Origin of the sequence: Chromohalobacter canadensis, assembly GCF_029544075.1 — a bacterium.
In the GTDB taxonomy this organism is placed as follows: domain Bacteria; phylum Pseudomonadota; class Gammaproteobacteria; order Pseudomonadales; family Halomonadaceae; genus Chromohalobacter; species Chromohalobacter canadensis_A.
Genome location: NZ_JAJQJH010000009.1, coordinates 124,334 through 143,665 on the forward strand (window position 1 = coordinate 124,334; position 19,332 = coordinate 143,665).

The window sequence follows — 19,332 nt, forward strand, 5'->3', positions numbered from 1 at the left end:
GGCGTCTTCGCCCGTGAGCGGCTTTTCCATTATCATGGGGGCTCATTGGCCGCCGCCCGCGGCATCGTCTACCTGTTGTCCCAGAGGCCTATTCGACATGCTCGAACTGCGAGGAGCGCCCGCCCTTTCCGCTTTCCGCCATGCCAAGCTGTTAGCCGCGTTGCGTGATGCCGTGCCCGAGGTCGAGGCGTTGCACGCCGATTATGTTCACTTCGTCGACCACCAGGAGGATCTCGACGACACGGCGCGCGAGGTGCTGGCGCAACTGCTGACCTACGGTCCCGTGCGCGATGGCGCCGACGCCGAGTCCGAAGGCCAGCTGTTTCTGGTCGTGCCGCGTCTGGGCACGTTGTCGCCGTGGTCCTCCAAGGCCACCGATATCGCCCACAATTGCGGCCTGCATCAGGTGCGGCGCATCGAGCGCGGCATTGCCTACCGCGTGACGCTGGGGGGCAAGCTCGGCGAGGCGACGTTCGCGGCGCTCGTCGCGGTGCTTCACGACCCCATGACCGAAACGGTGCTGGCCGATGCCAGCGATGCCGCCAAGCTGTTCGAGCAGCACGAGCCGGCGCCGCTGGGGCGGGTCGACGTGCTCGGCGGTGGGCGTGCCGCGCTGGCCGAGGCCAATGATGCTCTGGGGCTGGCGCTGGCCGACGACGAGATCGACTATCTACTCGAGGCCTTCCAAGGGCTCGATCGCAATCCCACCGATGTCGAACTGATGATGTTCGCGCAGGCCAATTCCGAGCACTGCCGGCATAAGATCTTCAATGCCGGTTGGTATGTCGACGGCGAGGAGCAGCCGCATTCGCTGTTCAAGATGATCAAGAACACCTATGCGTGTTCCAGCGACGGGATCCTTTCCGCCTATAGCGATAACGCCGCCGTGATTCGTGGCACCGAAGCTGGACGCTTCTTCGCCGCGCCTTGGCTGCCGGGCCGCGAGCAGGAAACGCGTTACGCGGCGACGCAGGAGCCAATCCATATCTTGATGAAGGTGGAAACCCACAACCACCCGACGGCTATAGCACCGCACCCCGGTGCAGCGACCGGCGCCGGCGGCGAGATTCGTGACGAAGGCGCCACGGGCGTTGGCGGCAAGCCCAAGGCCGGGCTGACCGGGTTTGCGGTCTCCAACCTGCGTATTCCCGAGTTCGTGCAGCCCTGGGAAGCCTTCGATTACGGCAAGCCCGCGCGCATTCAGTCGGCGCTGGACATCATGCTGAAAGCTCCCATCGGTGGTGCGTCGTTCAACAACGAGTTCGGGCGCCCCAACCTGACCGGCTTCTTCCGCACCTTTGAGCAGGACGCAGAGGGTGCCGGCGGCATTGAGCGGCGCGGTTACCATAAGCCGGTGATGCTGGCCGGCGGCTACGGCAATATTCGCGAGGGCCATGTCGCCAAGGGCGAGATCCCGGTCGGCGCCAAGCTGATCGTGATGGGGGGGCCGGCGATGCTGATCGGCCTTGGCGGTGGCGCGGCCTCGAGCATGGCCTCGGGTGCCTCTAGTGAGGATCTCGACTTCGCCTCCGTGCAGCGTGACAACCCGGAAATGGAACGCCGCGCCCAGGAAGTCATCGACCGCTGCTGGGCGCTAGGCGATGACAACCCCCTCTGTTTCATTCACGACGTGGGCGCCGGCGGGCTTTCCAACGCCTTGCCGGAACTGGTCAAGGATGGCGGTCGCGGCGGGCGTTTCGAGTTGCGTGACGTGCCCAATGCCGAGCCTGGCATGAGCCCGCTGGCCATCTGGTGCAGCGAGGCCCAGGAGCGCTATGTGCTGGCGGTGGTACCGGACGATCTCGAGGTGTTCGATACGCTGTGCGCGCGTGAACGCTGCCCTTACGCTGTGGTTGGCGAGGCCACCGAAGCGCACCATTTGGACATCCGTGACGGGCATTTCGACACCCGCCCCGTCGACCTCCCGATGAGTGTGCTGTTCGGCAAACCACCCAAGATGACGCGCTCCTTCGAGCGTCATTCATTGGTCATGCCGGGACTGGGACTCGACAATCTCGACCTGCGTGAGGCGCTGGATCGTGTGCTACGTCTGCCGACGGTGGCTTCTAAGAGCTTCTTGATCACTATTGGCGATCGCTCGATCACGGGGATGGTGGCTCGCGATCAAATGGTGGGTCCCTGGCAGGTGCCAGTGGCCGACTGCGCGGTGACCACGGCGAGTTTCGATACGCATGCGGGTGAGGCCATGGCGCTCGGCGAGCGACCGCCGGTGGCATTGGTCGACCCGGCGGCCAGTGCGCGTTTGGCGGTGGCCGAAGCGATCACCAACCTGGCAGCGGCGCCGATCGCCAAGCTTTCCGACGTCAAGCTCTCCGCCAACTGGATGAGCGCTGCTGAGCACGTCGGCGAGAATCAGGCATTGTTCGATGCCGTACATGCCGTGGGCATGGAACTCTGCCCGGCGCTCGGCATCGCCATTCCGGTGGGCAAGGACTCGATGTCCATGCGCACCGCGTGGCAGGAAGAGACCGCCAAGGGCGAGCGTGAAGACAAGAGCGTCACCGCGCCGCTGACGCTCGATATCACCGGTTTCGCGCCGGTCACCGATGCCATGCGCACCCTGACCCCGCAGTTGCGACTGGATCAGGACGAAAGCGATCTGATCCTGATCGACCTGGGGCGTGGTCAGAATCGTCTCGGTGGGTCGGCGTTGGCGCAGGTGTATGGGCAGGTCGGTGACGTGTGTCCCGATCTCGAGGATGCCGAGGACCTTAAAGCCTTCTTCGCCGTCATTCAGGGTCTCAATGCCGACGGCAAGCTGCTCGCCTACCACGACCGCAGCGACGGCGGCTTGCTGGTGACGTTGCTGGAAATGGCCTTCGCGGCGCGCGGCGGGTTGGAGATCAAGCTCGACTGGTTGATCGACGATGCTTATGAAGCCTTCGATGCCCTGTTCGCCGAGGAGTTGGGGGCGGTGATTCAGGTCAATCGCCGCGACACCGAGTTCGTGCTCGCCCAGCTCGCCGCCGCAGGACTTGAAACCAGCGGTGTAGTCGCCCGGCCTCGCTACGACGATCAGGTGCGCGTCACGCTCTTCGAAGAGCCGCTCCTAGAAACCACGCGGGCCATCGCGCAGCGTACCTGGACCGAGACCAGCTACCGCATGCAGGCGCTGCGCGACAATCCGCAATGTGCCAAATCCGAATTCGATGCCTTGCTCGATCTTCGTGATCCGGGGCTTTCGGCGCACCCGAGCTTCGATGTCGATGACGACATCGCCGCGCCCTATGTAGGACGTGGCGAGAAACCTCGTGTGGCGGTATTGCGCGAGCAGGGCGTCAACGGGCATGTCGAGATGGCGGCAGCGTTCGATCATGCTGGCTTCGCGGCCGTCGACGTGCACATGAGTGACATCCTCGAAGGGCGCGTCGATCTGGCGACCATGAAGGGGCTGGTCGCGTGTGGCGGCTTCTCGTACGGCGACGTGCTCGGCGCTGGCGGTGGCTGGGCCAAGTCGGTGCTTTTCAACAGTCGCGCCCGCGATGCCTTCGAAGGCTTCTTCCAGCGTGATGACAGCTTCTCGCTGGGGGTATGCAACGGCTGCCAGATGCTTTCGCAGCTCAAATCGTTGATTCCCGGTGCCGAGAACTGGCCGCGTTTCGTGCGCAACGAGTCCGAGCAGTTCGAGGCGCGCGTGAGCATGGTCCAGGTCGAGAAGAGTCCCTCGATCCTGCTGGCCGGGATGGAAGGCTCGCGCCTGCCGATCGCCGTGGCGCACGGCGAGGGTCGCGCCGAGTTCCGTGACAGTGGCCACTTGCGCGGCATGCAGACCAGCGATCAGATCGCCATGCGGTATGTGGACAACTATGGTCAGGTGACGACGCGCTATCCCGCCAACCCCAATGGCTCTTCCGCGGGGATTACGGGGCTGACCACACCGGATGGACGCGTGACCATCATGATGCCGCACCCCGAACGTGTGGCACGGGCGGTGACCAACTCCTGGCGTCCCGACGAATGGCGGCAGGATGGCGCCTGGATGCGCCTTTTCCGTAACGCGCGCGTCTGGGTGGATTGATGTTCGGCCTTGCGTGACGAATGGTGGTGCCTGTTGGCTTCTCGCATGATCCACAGGCGCCTCGAAATGCGTTAGGTTGATCGGGTATGTTTTATCCATGGGCCCGCCAATGACACACGACTCTAACTCCCAGCGACGCGGAGGCTTCTCTCACGCGGGTGTCGCGGACTCGCGCGCGGGTCCTGCGAGGCTTAGTGACAAGGTCTATGGCGTTATAGTCGAGCGTATTCTTCAAGGGGAGTACGACGAAGGTCATCGGCTACCCTCCGAGGCCAAACTGGCCGAAATGAATCAAGTCTCTCGGCCCATCGTGCGCCAGGCCTTGTCACGGCTCCGGGAGGATGGCCTGGTGAGATCGCAGCGTGGCGCGGGCAGTTACGTGATGCGTCGCCCAGACCGTGCCATGCTGGACTTCGCCCCGCTGGACAGCCTGGCGGACATGCAGCGTTGTTTCGAGTTCCGCGCGGCGCTCGAGGGCGAGTCGGCACGTGCGGCCACGCAGTATGCCTCGACCGCGGCGATCAGGGAGATCGAGAAGGCCCTGCAGCGCCTGGAAACCTGTATCCAGGAAGGCGAGCTCGGGGTGGACGCGGATTTCGGCTTTCACCTCGCGGTGGCCAACGCCACCAACAACCGATTTTTCACCGATACCCTCCTGTCCCTCCAAACACAGATCAATTTCGGCCAGAACCTGGCGCGCAACCTCGGGCTACGTCGTCCGGGGCTGCATTTGCCGGAAGTCCAGGAAGAGCATGTGCGAATCTTCGAGGCCATTCGTGCTGGCGATGCCGAACTGGCCTGCCAGCGGATGCGCGAGCACATCGGCAACTCGCGCCGTCGGGTATTCGAAGGGTAGCCACGTCATCTGGCAGCGTGTGACAAAACTCCTAAAACAACTTGGCTAAAGTTGTTCCTGCCTTCTCCAAAAGACTTGCTTACTAATAAAACTTTGTTTTTATTGTTTAAATTTTTTTGATTCTGTGCGGAGGAACATGTTTTTCCTGCGTGCTCCGACTAAGGTCTACCTTCTTATGGTGGACAGATTTTACAAGTTGGCTAGCTTCAAAGGTGCGGTATGCATTTCCCCGACACGAAATGCGTATGACGTTTCATTCGCTCCGCCATGACGGTGACAAGAACAATCGAGCGGAAAACGTCGCCAGACCACAAGAAGACCAAGGAGTACGCCAATGACACTCGCCACGACACGCTGGGTAGGCTCGCTCACCCTGATGGCTGCCCTGGGCATGCCGGGCATCGCCCTCGCCGAGTACCCCGAACAACCCATTACCTACACGATTCCGTTCGACCCAGGTGGCGAGTCCGACGTCACCGCACGCTTCCAGGAGCCTCATCTGGAAGAAATTCTGGGGGTCGATGTCAACGTCAATCACCGTCCTGGCGGTGGGGGCGCCGTCGGCTGGAGCGAGTTCCAGAGCAACGCCGAGCCCACGGGATACGAGATGATCGGGGTGAATATCCCGCATATCATCGCCCAGCCCATCATGCGTGAGAATGCCGGTTACGAAACCGACAACTGGAAGATCGTGACCTTTTTCCACACCACGCCCAATGCCTTGATCGTTCCCAAGGACAGCCAGTTCGAGACGCTCGACGACTTGGTTCAATACGCCAAGGAGAACCCGCAGGCGGTGACTCTGGGCGGTAGCGGGACCTTCAGCGCCAACCATCTGGGCGCCTTGCGCCTGGAGCGCGAAGCCGGTATCGACGTGACCTACATTCCGTTCACGGGAACGGGGCCGTTGCCGGCGGCGGTCCAGGGGAACCATGTATCGGGGATCTTCAACTATTCGATGCTCGGCGTGCAGATGCAGGATAACGCCCGTGTCCTGGCCGTGGCCTCGGAAGAACGCGTCCCCGCGCTTCCGGACGTACCGACGTTCAAGGAGCTGGGCTATGACATCGTTGGCGGTGCCTATCGCGGTGTGGCCGTGCCCAAGGGAACGCCGGACGAGATCGTCAACACGCTGGAAGAGGCCTTCGCGAAGACCAACGAGCGTATCGCCGAGAAGCAGGAGCCGCTTGGCTTCGTCATGACCGATATCACCGATGGCGAAGTGGACGAGGTCATGCAGCAACTCAAGTCGGCTTACCAACCTATCCTCGAAGAAGCCAAAGCCAACCAATAACACGACATGATGCGTCACCCGTCCCTGCAAGCCTTCTTGGCGCAGGGACGGGTGCCGGCCGCTCATATGACGCGACCCATCATGCGAAAAGGGGAGTTGGCTCATGGACATGTTACTGGAAGCCCTGTTTTCGATCCTTACCCTCGAAGGGCTCGCCACAATCCTGTGCGGGGTAACGGCAGGGTTGTTCATCGGCGCCCTGCCGGGCTTGACGGCCACCATGGCGCTGGCGGTGCTGTTGCCGTTCACCTTCACGATGTCGCCCCTGCAAGGCCTGATGGCGCTGGGGGCGGTCTATATGGGCGCCATCTATGGTGGCGCCTTCACGGCCATCCTGATCAATACGCCCGGGACACCGTCGTCCATCGCCACGACGTTCGACGGTTATCCCATGGCGCGCCAGGGACGGGCCTACGAAGCCCTGGCCGCCGCGACCATCGCCTCGGTGGTCGGCGGCATCATTGGGGTGGCTTTCCTGCTCTTGCTGGCGCCGCCCCTGGCAAGGCTTGCCGTGGTGTTCGGACCGGCCGAGATGTTCTGGGTAGCATTGTTGGGCCTGACCCTGGTGGCCAGTCTCTCGAGCGGGTCGCTGCTTAAGGGATTGCTAGGTGGTTGCATCGGCATGCTGCTGAGCACCATCGGTGTCTCGCCGATCGGTGGCGAGACTCGCTTCATCTTCGGCATACCGGCGCTGCAGGGTGGCATTGAACTGATCGTCGCCCTGATCGGCCTGTTCGTGATTCCCGAGCTGATCTCGATGGCGGCCCAGGGGCGGGGCGCCTTGCCGGAAAGCGGCAAGCTTCAGGGAGGCGCGGGCTCGGCCATCATGCGCATGGGCCGGCATATCTTCGGCAAGCCCATCAACCTGATTCGCTCATGCATCATCGGGCAGATCATCGCCATCATCCCGGGGGCGGGGGGGAATGTCACCAGTCTGGTGGCATACAACGAAGCCCGCCGTTTCTCCAGGGATCCGTCATCGTTCGGCAAGGGCAACGTCGATGGCGTGATCGCCTCGGAGTCGAGCAACAACGTCATGGTGGCGGGCAGCATGGTGCCGCTGCTGACTCTGGGCATTCCCGGCGCGCCGCCGGATGCCATCATCCTCGGGGTGTTGCTCATGCATGGCCTGCGTCCGGGGCTGGATCTGTTCACCGAAACCGGGGTGCTGACCAATGGCTTCATTCTCTCGATGGGCTTCGCGGCCATGTTCCTGCTGCCGGTCGGCCTGCTGGGCGGGCGCTTGATTCATCGCGTCGTGGTCAAGACGCCGTTTTACTTCCTGCTGCCGAGCATCGCCATGGTTACCATTCTGGGGACCTATGCGCTGCGTAACAGCATGACCGACGTGTTCATCATGATGCTGCTGGGCTCGGTGGGGTATTTCCTGCGCCTGATCGGCATCCAGGCGGCGCCTATCGTCCTGGGTATGATTCTGGGTGTCATTGCCGAGAAGGGCTATGTACAGACCATGCTGACAGCCGTTGTCGACCCGATTCCCTGGCTGCGTCTATTGGCCAACCCGCTGTCCATCGTGCTGGCCTGCCTGGTGGTGCTGAGTGTCGCGACGACCCTGCTGCCGGGATGGCTGGAGCGTAGCGGACGCATGGCCAAGGTCGACTCGGACGAGGAGAAGACATCATGACCCTGCGCCTCAACACCGACTTCGCCGCGGGGCTCTTCGGCTTGCTGTTCGCCGCCGTCCTGTGGTTCCCGCGCGAGGGCATGGGCCGGCTGAGCATCATCTTTCCCCGCGCCATCCTGGTGATCATGGTCGTGCTGTCCCTGGCGCTGATCGTCAAGGCTTTCACCAAGCCGGCGGCGCGCGAGGTCACGATCGAAGGCAACCCGCGCCGCCTGGTGATCATGATCGCCGTCCTGTTCGTCTGGTGGTACGCCATCGACCTGCTGGGCTTTCTGGTGGCGACGGCCATCATTTTCTTCGGCCTGACCTGGTATCTGGCAAGCGTGGAAGGAGTCGTGTCCAGACGGCGCCTCGCACAGTGGGTACCGGTCGTCGCGCTTTTGATCGGCGTGTTCTATCTCGCTTTCACGCAGGTTCTGAACGTCAGGCTGCCGTCCGGCATTTGGTCGTGATCGCTCAGTCATTCTCTCGGCTGCAAGACAAGGAGCAAGCATGCGAATTACCGACATCAAGGAGGCGCGGGTGTCGATCGCTTCCGACATCGCCAACGCTTATATCTCGTTTGCCAAGATGGATGTCTCCATCCTGGCGATCTACACCGACGCCAAGGTCGATGGCCGGCAGGTCGTGGGCTACGGCTTCAATTCGAACGGACGCTATGCCCAGAGCGGCCTGCTGCGGGAGCGTTTCCTGCCACGCCTGGAGGAAGCGGACCCGGCGTCGTTGCTCGATGACAGTGGCCGCAATCTCGATCCGTTCAAGGTCTGGGCGACGGTGATGGCCAACGAGAAGCCGGGCGGCCACGGCGAGCGCTCGGTGGCGGTGGGTATCATCGACATGGCGATCTGGGACATCGTGGCCAAGGTCGAGAACAAGCCGCTGGCGCAGCTACTGGCCGAGCGCTTCGGGGACGGCGAGGTGGATCGGCGCGTCTCGGTCTATGCCGCCGGCGGCTATTACCATCCCGGCAAGGAAATCCAGGGTCTTCAGGAAGAGATGCGCGATTACCTGGAGATGGGCTACGTGGCCATCAAGATGAAGATCGGCGGTGTGCCGCTGGAAGAAGACTTGCCGCGCGTCGAGGCGGCACTGGAGGTCGTGGGCGAGGCGTCGCGCCTGGCGGTGGATGCCAATGGCCGTTTCGGTCTGCAGGACACGCTGGCCTTCGCCGATGGCCTGGCCCCCTTCGGGGTGCGCTGGTACGAGGAGGCCGGTGACCCGCTCGACTACGCCCTGCAGCGTCAGCTATGCGAGCACTATGCCGGCCCGACCGCCACGGGGGAAAACCTGTTCTCCCACCAGGACGTGCGCAACCTGTTGCGCCATGGCGGCATGCGCCCCGACCGCGACATCCTGCAGATGGACCCGGTGCTATCCTACGGGTTGGTGGAGTACCTGCGCATGCTGGACGAACTGCGCATTCGCGGCTGGTCGCCCCGCCAGTGCATCCCTCACGGTGGACATCAGTTCGCCCTCAACATCGCCGCCGGCCTCAAGCTGGGCGGCAACGAATCCTACCCGCGCGTCTTTGCTCCCTTCGGCGGCTTCGCCGACTCCACACCAGTCGAGAACGGCTACGTGGCGATTCCGACCATGCCGGGCATCGGCTTCGAGGACAAGGCTGAGTTGATGAAGGTTTTTCACGCCCACCTGTAGGTCTTGGGCCAATCGCAGCAGAGGATATTCATCATGCGTCATCACAAGATCGCCGTGATTCCCGGCGACGGCGTCGGGATCGAGGTCATCGAAGCCGGCAAGCAAGTCCTGCAGGCCCTGGCGGAGAAAAGCGGTGAGCTGAGCTTCGCTTTCAGCGACTTTCCGTGGAGTTCCGATCATTACCTGGAGCATGGCCGCTACATTCCCGAAGGGGGGCTGGAAGAACTGGCCACTTTCGATGCCATCTATTTCGGTGCGGTGGGCAGCCAGCAAGTGCCGGATCACGTCTCGCTATGGGACCTTCGCTTGGCAATCTGCCAGGGGTTCGATCAGTACGCCAACGTGCGCCCCGCTCGGTTGCTGCCCGGCATCGGCAGCCGGTTGCAGGATGCCGAGAAGATCGACTGGGTGATCATTCGCGAGAACAGCGAAGGCGAGTATTCCGGTAACGGGGGGAGGGTGCATCGTGGCTTGCCGGAAGAAGTCGGCACCGAGGTGTCGATCTTCTCGCGCAAGGGTGTGGAGCGTATCCATCGCTTCGCTTTCGAGATGGCCCGAAGCCGGCCGCGCAAGATGCTGACCCTGGTGACCAAATCCAACGCTCAGCGGCACGGCATGGTGCTATGGGATGAGGTGTTCTTCGAGGTGGCCAAAGATTACCCCGACGTCGAGATCGACCGTGAACTCGTCGATGCCGTGACCACGCGCATGGTGCTCAAGCCGGGCACGCTGGACACCGTGGTAGCGACCAACCTGCACGCCGACATCATTTCCGACCTGGCGGCGGCGCTGACGGGAAGCCTGGGGATTGCGCCGACCGCGAACCTGAACCCCGAGCGAACCTTTCCCTCGATGTTCGAGCCGATCCATGGCTCGGCCTTCGACATTGCCGGCCAAGGCATCGCCAACCCGGTGGGCGCCTTCTGGACGGCGGTCATGATGCTGGAGCATCTGGGCGAAACCACGGCGGCCGAGCGATTGATGGCGGCGATCGAGCGGCTGACGTGTTCCGGCGTTCATTCCCGCGATGTGGGCGGCGAGGCGACGACGCAGGAGATCACCCAGGCGGTCGTGAACGAACTGAGCCGCTGAGTTCGGCGAGCGATGTGGCAAGACCGCAGCCCGAGGCGTCGCTCGGCACTGCGGTCTAGTGCTCCCCGGCGAAGGCGCGTTATTCGGGGCGTGTCGCCGTGTAGAAGAAGCGTACCGACGGCTCATCGACGAGCAATGGAGCGCTGCCTTCCTTAAACGGCGCGTAGTGGGGCATCTGCATGTGGTGCTCGAAGGCGGCGCGGTCGCGATAGACCTCGTGCAGCACGACGAGGTTGTCGCTGCCTTCCGGCGTCAGCACGTCGAATACCAGGCAGCCTTCCTCATTGGCCAGTGATTCGTTGGCGTCGTTGTGTGCCAGGGCGAGAAAGGCAGGCACCTGGCCTTCCTTGATCCGGAACTCGGCGAGCACGACGAAATGCGATGTGGTCGAGGACATGTGGCCTCCGCTGGAAAAGAAGATGATGAGTGCCTGGTCGGCACGGGATCAGGTGTCTCGCGATGCGCCAGGCGCCGTTTCAAGATGCGCCTCCAACTCGTCGAGGGTATGGCGATAGTTCGAGACGAGGCGGTCGTAGCGCCCGAAGTCATGGCCGCAATCTTCGCAAAAGACATGGTACTGGCCCTCGCGACCGGGAGGGAAGCGCTTGGCACGGCTACCGCAATCGGGACAGTCGGGGCTGGTGGGAGCTTGCATGAGACCTCCTGATAGTCGATGTTGCCGCGATTCGATAACATCATGACATCGCGTTGTACTCATGAAATCGGGGCGCTCGGTGGCAAGATCAAGGTATCGACCGCCCCCGAGGCCTTGTCGGCGATGCTAACATTCGCCTTTTGGCCCGTGGATGTCCCGCATGAGCGCGCCCTCGCTTCGCCCCTACCAGCATCAGACCGTCGATAACGTCATCGCGCATTTCCGGCGCGGCGACGATCCCGCCGTGGTGGTGCTGCCCACCGGCAGTGGCAAGTCGCTGGTCATTGCCGAACTGGCGCGGCTGGCACGCGGCCGGGTCCTGGTGCTGGCCCACGTTCGGGAGCTGGTCGAGCAGAACCATGCCAAGTACCGCGCCTATGGACTGGAGGCGGACCTGTTCAGTGCCGGTCTGGGGCGCAAGGAGAGCGAGCGTCAGGTGGTCTTCGGTTCGGTGCAGTCCGTGGTCAGGAGCCTGGAGCGTTTCGAGGCACATGACGAGTGGGGCGCGTTCACCCTGCTGGTCATCGACGAGTGCCACCGCATTCCGCCGGGGGCGTCGGCGGGCAAGGTCCGGGATGACAAGGGCGCGTCGAGCTATCATCAGGTGATCGCGCACCTGCGGCGCCACAACCCGCGCCTCAAGGTGCTGGGCCTGACGGCGACGCCGTATCGTCTGGGGCAAGGCTTCATCTACCACCGTCATCACCACGGCATGGTGCGCGGCGACGCGGATTGCTTCTTTCAGGATTGCGTGTTCGAGCAGCCACTGCGGCTGATGGTCAAGCAGGGTTATCTGGCGCCGCCCCGGCGCGTGGATGCCGCGCTGTATGCCGAGGATGGCGAGCAGACCCGGTATGACTTCTCGCGGCTGTCGCCCGGTCGCGGCGGCGGCTTCGAGGAAGCGGAGCTGAACCGCGTCGTGCAAGGGCACCGGGCGACGCCGGGTATCATCGCCGAGGTCGTCGAGCAGGCCCGCGAGCGGCGCGGCGTGATGATCTTCGCGGCCACGGTGGCGCACGCGCGGGAAATCATGGGCTATTTGCCGGCGCAGCAGGCGGCCCTGATCGTGGGCGCGACGCCAGGGCAGGAGCGCGAAGCACTGATCGAGGACTTCAAGGCGCAGCGGTTGAAGTATCTCGTCAACGTGGCGGTTCTCACCACCGGCTTCGATGCGCCGCACGTGGATCTGATCGCGATCCTGCGGCCCACGGAGTCAGTCAGCCTGTATCAACAAGTCGTCGGGCGTGGGTTGCGTTTGTCCTCTGGCAAGGAAGACTGTCTGATCCTCGATTACGCGGGCAATCCCTGGGATTTATACGCGCCGGAAGTCGGTGAACCCCGCCCCGATTCAGACTCTGAGCCGGTGCAGGTGGAGTGCCCGGCGTGCGGGCACGCCAATCTGTTCTGGGGCAAGCGTGATGGCGATCTGGTCATCGAACATCACGGCCGCCGCTGCCAAGGCCTGGTGGAAGGCGCGGACGGACGGCGCTGGCAGTGCGACTTTCGCTTTCGCTTCAAGGTCTGCGATCAGTGCGGTGCGGAAAACGACATCGCCGCGCGCGCCTGCCATCAATGCGGCGAGCGCATGGTCGATCCCGACGACAAACTCAAGGCCGCACTGCGCCTCAAGGAAGCCAAGGTCCTGCGTGTCTCGGGCATGCAGTTACAGGCGGTAACCAACGGTCGCGGGCTACCCCGCCTGAAGGTGACCTACCATGATGAGGACGGCGCCACGCTCGACGAATGGTTTGCGCTGGAAACTGCCGCGCAGCGTCGCGCCTTCACCCTGGCCTTTCTGCGCCATCACCTGCGCGCACCGGGGATCGACTGGCAGCCACGCTCGGCGGAAGACGTCATTGCCGGAGAGCAGCGGCTCAAGGCCCCGGATTTCGTCGTGGGACGCAAGGTCGGTCGTTACTGGCAGATCCGCGATAAGCTCTTCGACTACGCGGGGCGCTACCGCAAGGCCGATGGAGCGACAGGCAATGACTAGTTGATGATGCGCTAATCACGCTAACGGTTTATGATTGAATGGCGAAATTCACTTTGATGGAGAGACGAAAATGGCTTGGATGACCCCGGAAGTGAAGGAAATCTGCATCGCGTTGGAAATCAACGATTACATGCCCGCCGAATTCTGAGGCGGCGTTGTATATTCATGTACTCGGGGCGGCCGCCGGTGGCGGCCTCCCTCAGTGGAACTGTCGTTGTGATGTATGCCGGTTGGCGTGGGCGGGTGATCCACGCGTCACGCCGAGAACTCAGTCCTCTCTTGCGGTGAGCGCCGATGGCCAGTCATGGGCCCTGATCAATTGCGCTCCCGAAGTGCTGACCCAGATACGCCGAACTCCCGCGCTGTTTCCCCAGCAGGGGCAACGCCACACCCCGATTGCCTCGGTATTGCTGACCAACGGCGACGTCGACCATGTCGGTGGCTTGTTGAGCTTGCGTGAAAGTTCGCCCTATCGTCTTTATGCCACGTCGGAAATTCATGCCGCGTTGCGCGACAGCCCGGTCTTCAACGTCCTCAATCCCGACTATGTCGAACGCGTCGGCGTTGATCTGGAGCAGACCCTGACGTTAACCGATGGGCTCGAAGCGCGGATATTCGCGGTGCCCGGCAAGGCAGCGCTGTACCTGGAGGGCGAGGACCCCGACATCGGCAGCGAAGGCGAGGCCACCGTGGGCGTGGAGTTTCGCGTCGGCGCGCGACGTGCCTATTACATCCCCGGTTGCGCGGCGCTGACCGAGCGTTTGGCGGCGCGTCTCGAGGGCGCCGACCTGGTGCTGTTCGATGGCACACTATGGCGTGATGACGAGATGATCCGCGCCAGCGTTGGCCACAAGACGGGGAGCCGCATGGGGCACATGTCGATGGCCGGCGAGTCGGGCAGTATGGCGGCGATGTCGTCTCTGAACATCGGGCGGCGTGTCTTCATCCATATCAACAACACCAATCCGGTGTTGATCGACGATTCCCCGGAGCGCCGGGAAGCCACGCGTCACGGTTGGGAAATCGCCCACGACGGCATGGAACTGGAATGCTGATGAGTGATATTGAAACCCCGATCCGCGAGGCGTTGAGCGCGGACGACCTGGAAGCACGTTTACGGGCGATAGGCGAGCAGCGTTACCATCACCGTCACCCTTTTCAGCTCATGCTGCAAAACGGTGAGTTGAATCGCCGTCAGGTGCAGGCATGGGCCCTCAACCGCTATTACTATCAGTCGATGATTCCGCTCAAGGATGCCTCGCTGATCGCACGCCTCGACGACCCGGCGCTGCGCCGCGAGTGGCGCGCCCGGCTGGTGGACCACGACGGTGAAGCGGAGGGCGAGGGCGGCATCTCGCGTTGGCTGACGCTCACCGACGGGTTGGGACTGGACCGCGAGATGGTGGTCTCGACCCGGCGGGTTCTGCCAGCTACACGTTTCGCGGTGGAGGCTTACCTTCATTTCGTGCGCGAGCGCAGCGTGCTGGAGGCCATTGCCTCGTCGTTGACCGAGCTGTTTTCACCGCTGGTGATCGGCCAGCGGGTCAGTGGCATGCTCAAGCACTACGACTTCGTCTCCGCCGAGACTCTGGCCTATTTCGAACCGCGTCTGACCCAGGCGCCGCGGGATGCGGAGATGGCGCTCGACTACGTCAAGCGCCATGCCGAACGTCCGGATCAGCAGCAGGCGGTGCTCGAGGCATTGATATTCAAATGCCAGGTGCTGTGGACACAACTGGACGCCTTGCATCACGCCTATGTCGCGCCCGGCCATGTGCCACCCGGGGCCTGGGATGGCGAAGCGCAAACAGAGGCGTTATGACGGCAATTCAGGAAAGCGACATCGTGCGCCTGCCACGCGGCGTCAGGCTGCGCGAAGATAAGCAGCGGGGTGGCTGGGTATTGCTGGCGCCCGAGCGTGTCTTTCAGCTCGATGGCATTGCTCAAACCGTGGTCAGCCAGGTGGATGGCGAGCGCAGCGTCGGCGCGATCATCGATCAGCTGTGCGAGACCTATCAGGCGCCGCGCGAGCGTATCGCCCAAGACGTGACGGCCATGTTCGCTGGGTTGGTCGAGAAACGTGTCCTGGAGGTCGCATGACACATTCGCAAGCTTATGATGTGCAGCCGCCTATGGGGATGCTGGCGGAGTTGACGCACCGCTGCCCGCTGCAGTGCCCGTACTGCTCCAATCCCGTGGCGCTGGAGCGCCGCCGCCAAGAGCTGGATACCGCGACCTGGCAACGCGTCTTCGCCGAAGCCGCCGAGCTTGGCGTGCTGCAAGTCCATCTCTCGGGCGGCGAGCCCGCGCTGCGCCCCGACTTGCCCGAACTGGTAAAGGCCTGCGTTGACGCGGGCTTGTATTCCAACCTGATTACCGCCGGCGTCAACATCGACCGCGCCCGGCTGGAGACCCTGGCGGATGCGGGCCTCGATCACGTTCAACTGTCGTTTCAGGGCGCGACGCCCGAGGTGACTGATCACGTCGCCAACATGACCGGCGCCCATGCGCGCAAGCGCGCCTTCGCCGCCGAGGTGACGGACATTGGGCTGCCGTTGACGTTGAACGCGGTGATTCACCGCGCCAACCTGCATCAGATCGATGAGTTCGTGGATCTGGCCGTAGAATTGGGCGCGCGGCGGCTGGAGATCGCCCATGCGCAGTACTATGGCTGGGCGTTGGTCAATCGCGCGGCTCTGATGCCGAGTCGCGAGCAGGTCATGGAGGCTGTCGAGCGGGTCGAGGCCGCGCGTGAACGCCTGCAAGGGCGCCTGGTCATCGATGCCGTAGTGCCGGATTACCATGCGCGTCTGCCCAAGCCTTGCATGAACGGCTGGGGGCGTCAGTCACTCAATGTGACGCCATCGGGCAAGGTGCTGCCATGCCATGCAGCGGAGACGATCCCGCACCTGGAGTTCTGGAATGTCGCGGATCATGGGCTGGGCGATATCTGGTACGACAGCCCGGCCTTCAACGCCTATCGCGGTACGGATTGGATGCCCGAGACTTGCCAGAGCTGCGAGCGCAAGGAAATCGACTGGGGCGGCTGCCGTTGTCAGGCGCTGATGCTCACCGGTGATGCCGCGCAGATGGACCCGGTATGCGAAAAATCGCCTTATCACGACGAGGTCCAGACCTTGGCAGTGCTCGATGCCGCGGGGGATCCCGACTTCACCTATCGGCGCTTTGCGCGGACGACCGAGGGCGCCTGACGATCCACCGACGCGTCTTGCGTGACGGGGGCGTGTTCGCCTCCCGGTGGCCTTGCTACACTGCGCGCTTGTCGAAGGTCGCGCCGTGAGGCGCAGTCGAGGAGAACGTCACGCGTGAGTGATACCGCCGAGCCTGTCAGTGCCGATACCGCCTCGGTCGCGTCCCAAGCGGCTGTATTGGCGCGCCTGCACGATCAGCCGATCACCGAACTGCCGGAAGATCTCTACATTCCGCCCGAGGCGCTGCGCGTCTTTCTCGAGACCTTCGAAGGGCCGCTCGATCTGTTGCTGTACCTGATCCGACGCCAGAATCTCGACATCCTGGGTATCGACGTAGCGGCGATCACGCATCAGTACATCGAATACGTCGAGTTGATGCGTGCGCTGGAGATCGATCTGGCCGGCGAGTATTTGCTGATGGCCGCCATGTTGGCGGAAATCAAGTCGCGTACGTTGTTGCCGCGTCCGCCCAAGAGCGAGGATGAGGACGCGGAAGACCCGCGTGCCGAGTTGATCCGTCGCCTGCAGGAATACGAGCAGTTGAAGTTGGCCGCCGAGGGGCTGGATGAGCTGCCGCGCGAAGGGCGCGACTGGGTAGCGGCTCAGGCCGCGCTACCCACGCTCGAAACCCGGGTGGTGCATCCCCGAGTCGAGCTGGATGAGCTTCTACACGCCCTGTCAGGATTGCTCAAGCGGGCTGAGTTTCAGCAGTCTCACCAGATCAGTCGCGAGGTGCTGTCCACCCGCGAGCGCATGTTACGTATCATGGAGCAACTGGACGGCCAGCGTTATACCCCGTTCGAGACGTTGTTCACGCTTGAGGAAGGGCGCGCGGGCGTGGTGGTGACCTTCATGGCGATTCTCGAACTGGCCAAGGAGGCGATGATCGAGATCGCGCAGAACGCGCCGCTGTCGCCGATTCATGTGCGTGCTCGATTGTCGGCCGAGTCGGTCGACGACACCGCCGGGACGGACGATGACGATGGCGGGGAAAGCGCCTTTGCCGATGCCGAAGAGGACCCCTGATGAATGAGGCGTCGACGTCTCTCGACGAAGTCTGCGAAGCAGCATTGTTGGCCGCCGGCGAACCGTTGACCTCTGAACGCCTGGAGAGTCTGTTCGACGAGCGTGAGCGTCCATCGCGTGGTGAGTTGCGCGATGCCTTGGCGCGCCTGGGCGAGCGCCTCGAACATAGCGCTTTGGAACTCATCGAGACCGCATCTGGGTTTCAAGTGCGCATCCGTGCACGCTTTTCTCCTTGGATATCGCGGCTGTGGGATGAAAAACCGCAGCGTTATTCGCGCGCGCTGCTGGAGACCTTGGCACTGATCGCCTATCGTCAACCAGTGACCCGTGGCGATATCGAAGAGGTTCGTGGCGTCTCTGTCAGCAGCTCAATCATGCGTACCCTGACCGAACGGGGATGGATCCGCGTCGTGGGGCAGCGTGACGTGCCGGGGCGGCCGTCGGTCTATGCGACGACACGTACTTTTCTCGACGACTTCGGCCTCAAGACGCTCGATGCCTTGCCGCCGATGCACGAACTCAAGGAATTCGAGACGCGTTTCGAGGAGGCCCTGGGGCATAGCGACGCGTCGCTATCATCAGCGCGTGACAGTCACGCCGACAACGCCGAGAATACGCCTCTGGACGAGGATGCCACAGCGGTATCCGAGGACACGCAAGATCTAACGACGGCCGGGATGGCCGACGACCAGCACGCCGAGACGGCGTCCGAGCGGTCGGGATTGAGTTTCGCCGAACTCGAGACTCGCCTGGCCGAACGCGCCCGCCGGCGCACGGAGGAGGCCGAACCGTCCCATCCGGACGACGACGCCCACGCGGCGGACGCGGAACATTCAACAGACGAGACAACGTTCGATTCATGAACACGCCTACCGAAAAATTGCAGAAGGTCCTGGCCCGCGCGGGCTTCGGCTCGCGCCGTGAGATGGAAACGGCCATCACCGATGGCCGCGTCAAGGTCAACGGCCAGGTCGCTACACTGGGTGATCGCATCGAGACGCGTGACCGGGTCACCCTCGACGAGCGCCCCGTCAACCTGCGCGCTGCCGAGGAAGTGCCGCGGCGCGTCATCATGTACAACAAGCCCGAGGGCGAGTTGTGTACGCGCCGTGATCCCGAGGGAAGGCGGACTGTCTTTGACCGCCTGCCGCGCCTCAAAGGGGAGCGCTGGATCGCCATCGGTCGCCTGGATATCAATACCAGCGGTCTGTTGCTATTCACCACTGACGGGGAGCTTGCCAATCGCTTGATGCATCCCTCCACGCAGGTCGAGCGCGAATACGCGGTACGCGTGATGGGCGGCGTTCGCCAGGAGCACGTGACTGCCATGACCGAGGGCGTGATGCTCGAAGATGGTCCGGCGCGTTTCACCGATGTTCAGGAGTTCGGTGGCGAAGGGATCAATACGTGGTTCCACGTGGTGATTCTCGAAGGGCGCAATCGCGAGGTGCGACGGCTCTGGGAGTCGCAAGAGCTCACGGTGAGCCGCCTCAAGCGAGTTCGTTACGGCAATATTTTCCTCGATAAGCGCGCCAAGGCGGGTGAATGGGTCGAGCTTTCCCAGGAAGAAGTAGACGACCTGGCGCAATTGGCAGGCCTGTCGGCGCGCAAGGTACCCGCGTTGACGCCCGACGAGCAGAACCGTTGGAGCCGCGACAAGAACAAGCGCCGCCCGGTCAATGCCATGCGCAAGCCGAAGAGCTCGCGGCGCTCTCAGTGAGCGGCTTTTCAGCAAAAAAATCTTGTCAATGTCGAGTGTTATCAGTACTATGTGCGCCCTATCGGGACGGGTCGTTAGCTCAGTGGTAGAGCAGTTGGCTTTTAACCAATTGGTCGTAGGTTCGAATCCTACACGACCCACCAT

The 19,332-nt window shown here is 63.0% G+C and carries 18 protein-coding genes and 1 tRNA gene; 17 read left to right on the forward strand and 2 right to left on the reverse strand.

Features of this window, described 5'->3' with window-relative positions; genetic code table 11:
* Positions 1–97: 97 nt before the first annotated feature.
* The 7 genes from purL to LUN51_RS12250 all read left to right on the forward strand — a co-directional run bounded on the left by purL (position 98) and on the right by LUN51_RS12250 (position 10,582).
* Entirely contained in the window at positions 98–4,039 is a 3,942-nt protein-coding gene (gene purL, locus LUN51_RS12220; protein WP_277811488.1) for a phosphoribosylformylglycinamidine synthase, read from the forward strand.
* A 109-nt stretch (positions 4,040–4,148) separates the two neighbouring features.
* A complete protein-coding gene (locus LUN51_RS12225; protein ID WP_277811489.1) occupies positions 4,149–4,895 on the forward strand; it encodes a FadR/GntR family transcriptional regulator in 747 nt (248 codons plus the stop codon).
* Positions 4,896–5,229: 334 nt separating this feature from the next.
* The gene (locus LUN51_RS12230; protein WP_277811490.1) at positions 5,230–6,189 is read left to right on the forward strand and encodes a Bug family tripartite tricarboxylate transporter substrate binding protein; all 960 of its coding nucleotides are present in this window, start codon (positions 5,230–5,232) and stop codon (positions 6,187–6,189) included.
* Between the two features lie 103 nt (positions 6,190–6,292).
* Positions 6,293–7,834, forward strand: a complete 1,542-nt coding sequence (locus tag LUN51_RS12235) for a tripartite tricarboxylate transporter permease (RefSeq protein WP_277811491.1) — start codon at positions 6,293–6,295, stop codon at positions 7,832–7,834.
* Positions 7,831–8,286, forward strand: coding sequence for a tripartite tricarboxylate transporter TctB family protein (locus LUN51_RS12240; RefSeq protein WP_277811492.1), 456 nt, complete (start codon positions 7,831–7,833; stop codon positions 8,284–8,286). Before LUN51_RS12235 ends, LUN51_RS12240 begins: the two co-directional genes overlap by 4 nt.
* Positions 8,287–8,326: 40 nt before the next feature.
* Positions 8,327–9,490, forward strand: a complete 1,164-nt coding sequence (locus LUN51_RS12245) for a mandelate racemase/muconate lactonizing enzyme family protein (protein ID WP_277811493.1) — start codon at positions 8,327–8,329, stop codon at positions 9,488–9,490.
* 33 nt (positions 9,491–9,523) lie between these two features.
* Complete coding sequence (locus LUN51_RS12250) at positions 9,524–10,582, forward strand: tartrate dehydrogenase (RefSeq protein ID WP_277811494.1); 1,059 nt, start codon at positions 9,524–9,526, stop codon at positions 10,580–10,582.
* A 79-nt stretch (positions 10,583–10,661) separates the two neighbouring features.
* Here LUN51_RS12250 and LUN51_RS12255 read toward each other — a convergent pair whose 3' ends face one another.
* Positions 10,662–10,979, reverse strand: coding sequence for a putative quinol monooxygenase (locus LUN51_RS12255; RefSeq protein ID WP_277811495.1), 318 nt, complete (start codon positions 10,977–10,979; stop codon positions 10,662–10,664).
* A gap of 48 nt (positions 10,980–11,027) precedes the next feature.
* Positions 11,028–11,237 (reverse strand): hypothetical protein, encoded by a 210-nt coding sequence (locus LUN51_RS12260; protein WP_277811496.1) that lies wholly within the window; start codon positions 11,235–11,237, stop codon positions 11,028–11,030.
* A gap of 151 nt (positions 11,238–11,388) precedes the next feature.
* Between LUN51_RS12260 and LUN51_RS12265 the strand changes: the two genes are divergently transcribed.
* The 10 genes from LUN51_RS12265 to LUN51_RS12305 all read left to right on the forward strand — a co-directional run bounded on the left by LUN51_RS12265 (position 11,389) and on the right by LUN51_RS12305 (position 19,331).
* On the forward strand, positions 11,389–13,230 hold the full coding sequence (locus LUN51_RS12265) for a DEAD/DEAH box helicase (protein ID WP_277811497.1): 1,842 nt from the start codon (positions 11,389–11,391) through the stop codon (positions 13,228–13,230).
* Positions 13,231–13,309: 79 nt separating this feature from the next.
* Positions 13,310–13,378, forward strand: coding sequence for a pyrroloquinoline quinone precursor peptide PqqA (gene pqqA, locus LUN51_RS17455; RefSeq protein WP_407652258.1), 69 nt, complete (start codon positions 13,310–13,312; stop codon positions 13,376–13,378).
* 7 nt (positions 13,379–13,385) lie between these two features.
* Complete coding sequence (gene pqqB / locus LUN51_RS12270) at positions 13,386–14,285, forward strand: pyrroloquinoline quinone biosynthesis protein PqqB (protein ID WP_277811498.1); 900 nt, start codon at positions 13,386–13,388, stop codon at positions 14,283–14,285.
* Entirely contained in the window at positions 14,285–15,052 is a 768-nt protein-coding gene (pqqC, locus tag LUN51_RS12275; protein ID WP_246921466.1) for a pyrroloquinoline-quinone synthase PqqC, read from the forward strand. The genes pqqB and pqqC overlap by 1 nt, the downstream gene beginning before the upstream one ends.
* Complete coding sequence (gene pqqD, locus LUN51_RS12280) at positions 15,049–15,330, forward strand: pyrroloquinoline quinone biosynthesis peptide chaperone PqqD (RefSeq protein ID WP_040244607.1); 282 nt, start codon at positions 15,049–15,051, stop codon at positions 15,328–15,330. The genes pqqC and pqqD overlap by 4 nt, the downstream gene beginning before the upstream one ends.
* On the forward strand, positions 15,327–16,442 hold the full coding sequence (pqqE, locus tag LUN51_RS12285; protein WP_040244604.1) for a pyrroloquinoline quinone biosynthesis protein PqqE: 1,116 nt from the start codon (positions 15,327–15,329) through the stop codon (positions 16,440–16,442). The genes pqqD and pqqE overlap by 4 nt, the downstream gene beginning before the upstream one ends.
* A 114-nt stretch (positions 16,443–16,556) precedes the next feature.
* Positions 16,557–17,468 (forward strand): segregation and condensation protein A, encoded by a 912-nt coding sequence (locus tag LUN51_RS12290; RefSeq protein ID WP_040244601.1) that lies wholly within the window; start codon positions 16,557–16,559, stop codon positions 17,466–17,468.
* Positions 17,468–18,331 carry an SMC-Scp complex subunit ScpB gene (gene scpB, locus LUN51_RS12295; RefSeq protein WP_040244600.1) on the forward strand — a complete coding sequence of 288 codons (864 nt, stop codon included), beginning with the start codon at positions 17,468–17,470 and terminating at the stop codon, positions 18,329–18,331. The genes LUN51_RS12290 and scpB overlap by 1 nt, the downstream gene beginning before the upstream one ends.
* On the forward strand, positions 18,328–19,188 hold the full coding sequence (gene rluB, locus LUN51_RS12300) for a 23S rRNA pseudouridine(2605) synthase RluB (RefSeq protein WP_040244597.1): 861 nt from the start codon (positions 18,328–18,330) through the stop codon (positions 19,186–19,188). The genes scpB and rluB overlap by 4 nt, the downstream gene beginning before the upstream one ends.
* A gap of 68 nt (positions 19,189–19,256) precedes the next feature.
* Positions 19,257–19,331 (forward strand) — tRNA-Lys (locus LUN51_RS12305).
* Position 19,332: the final 1 nt, after the last annotated feature.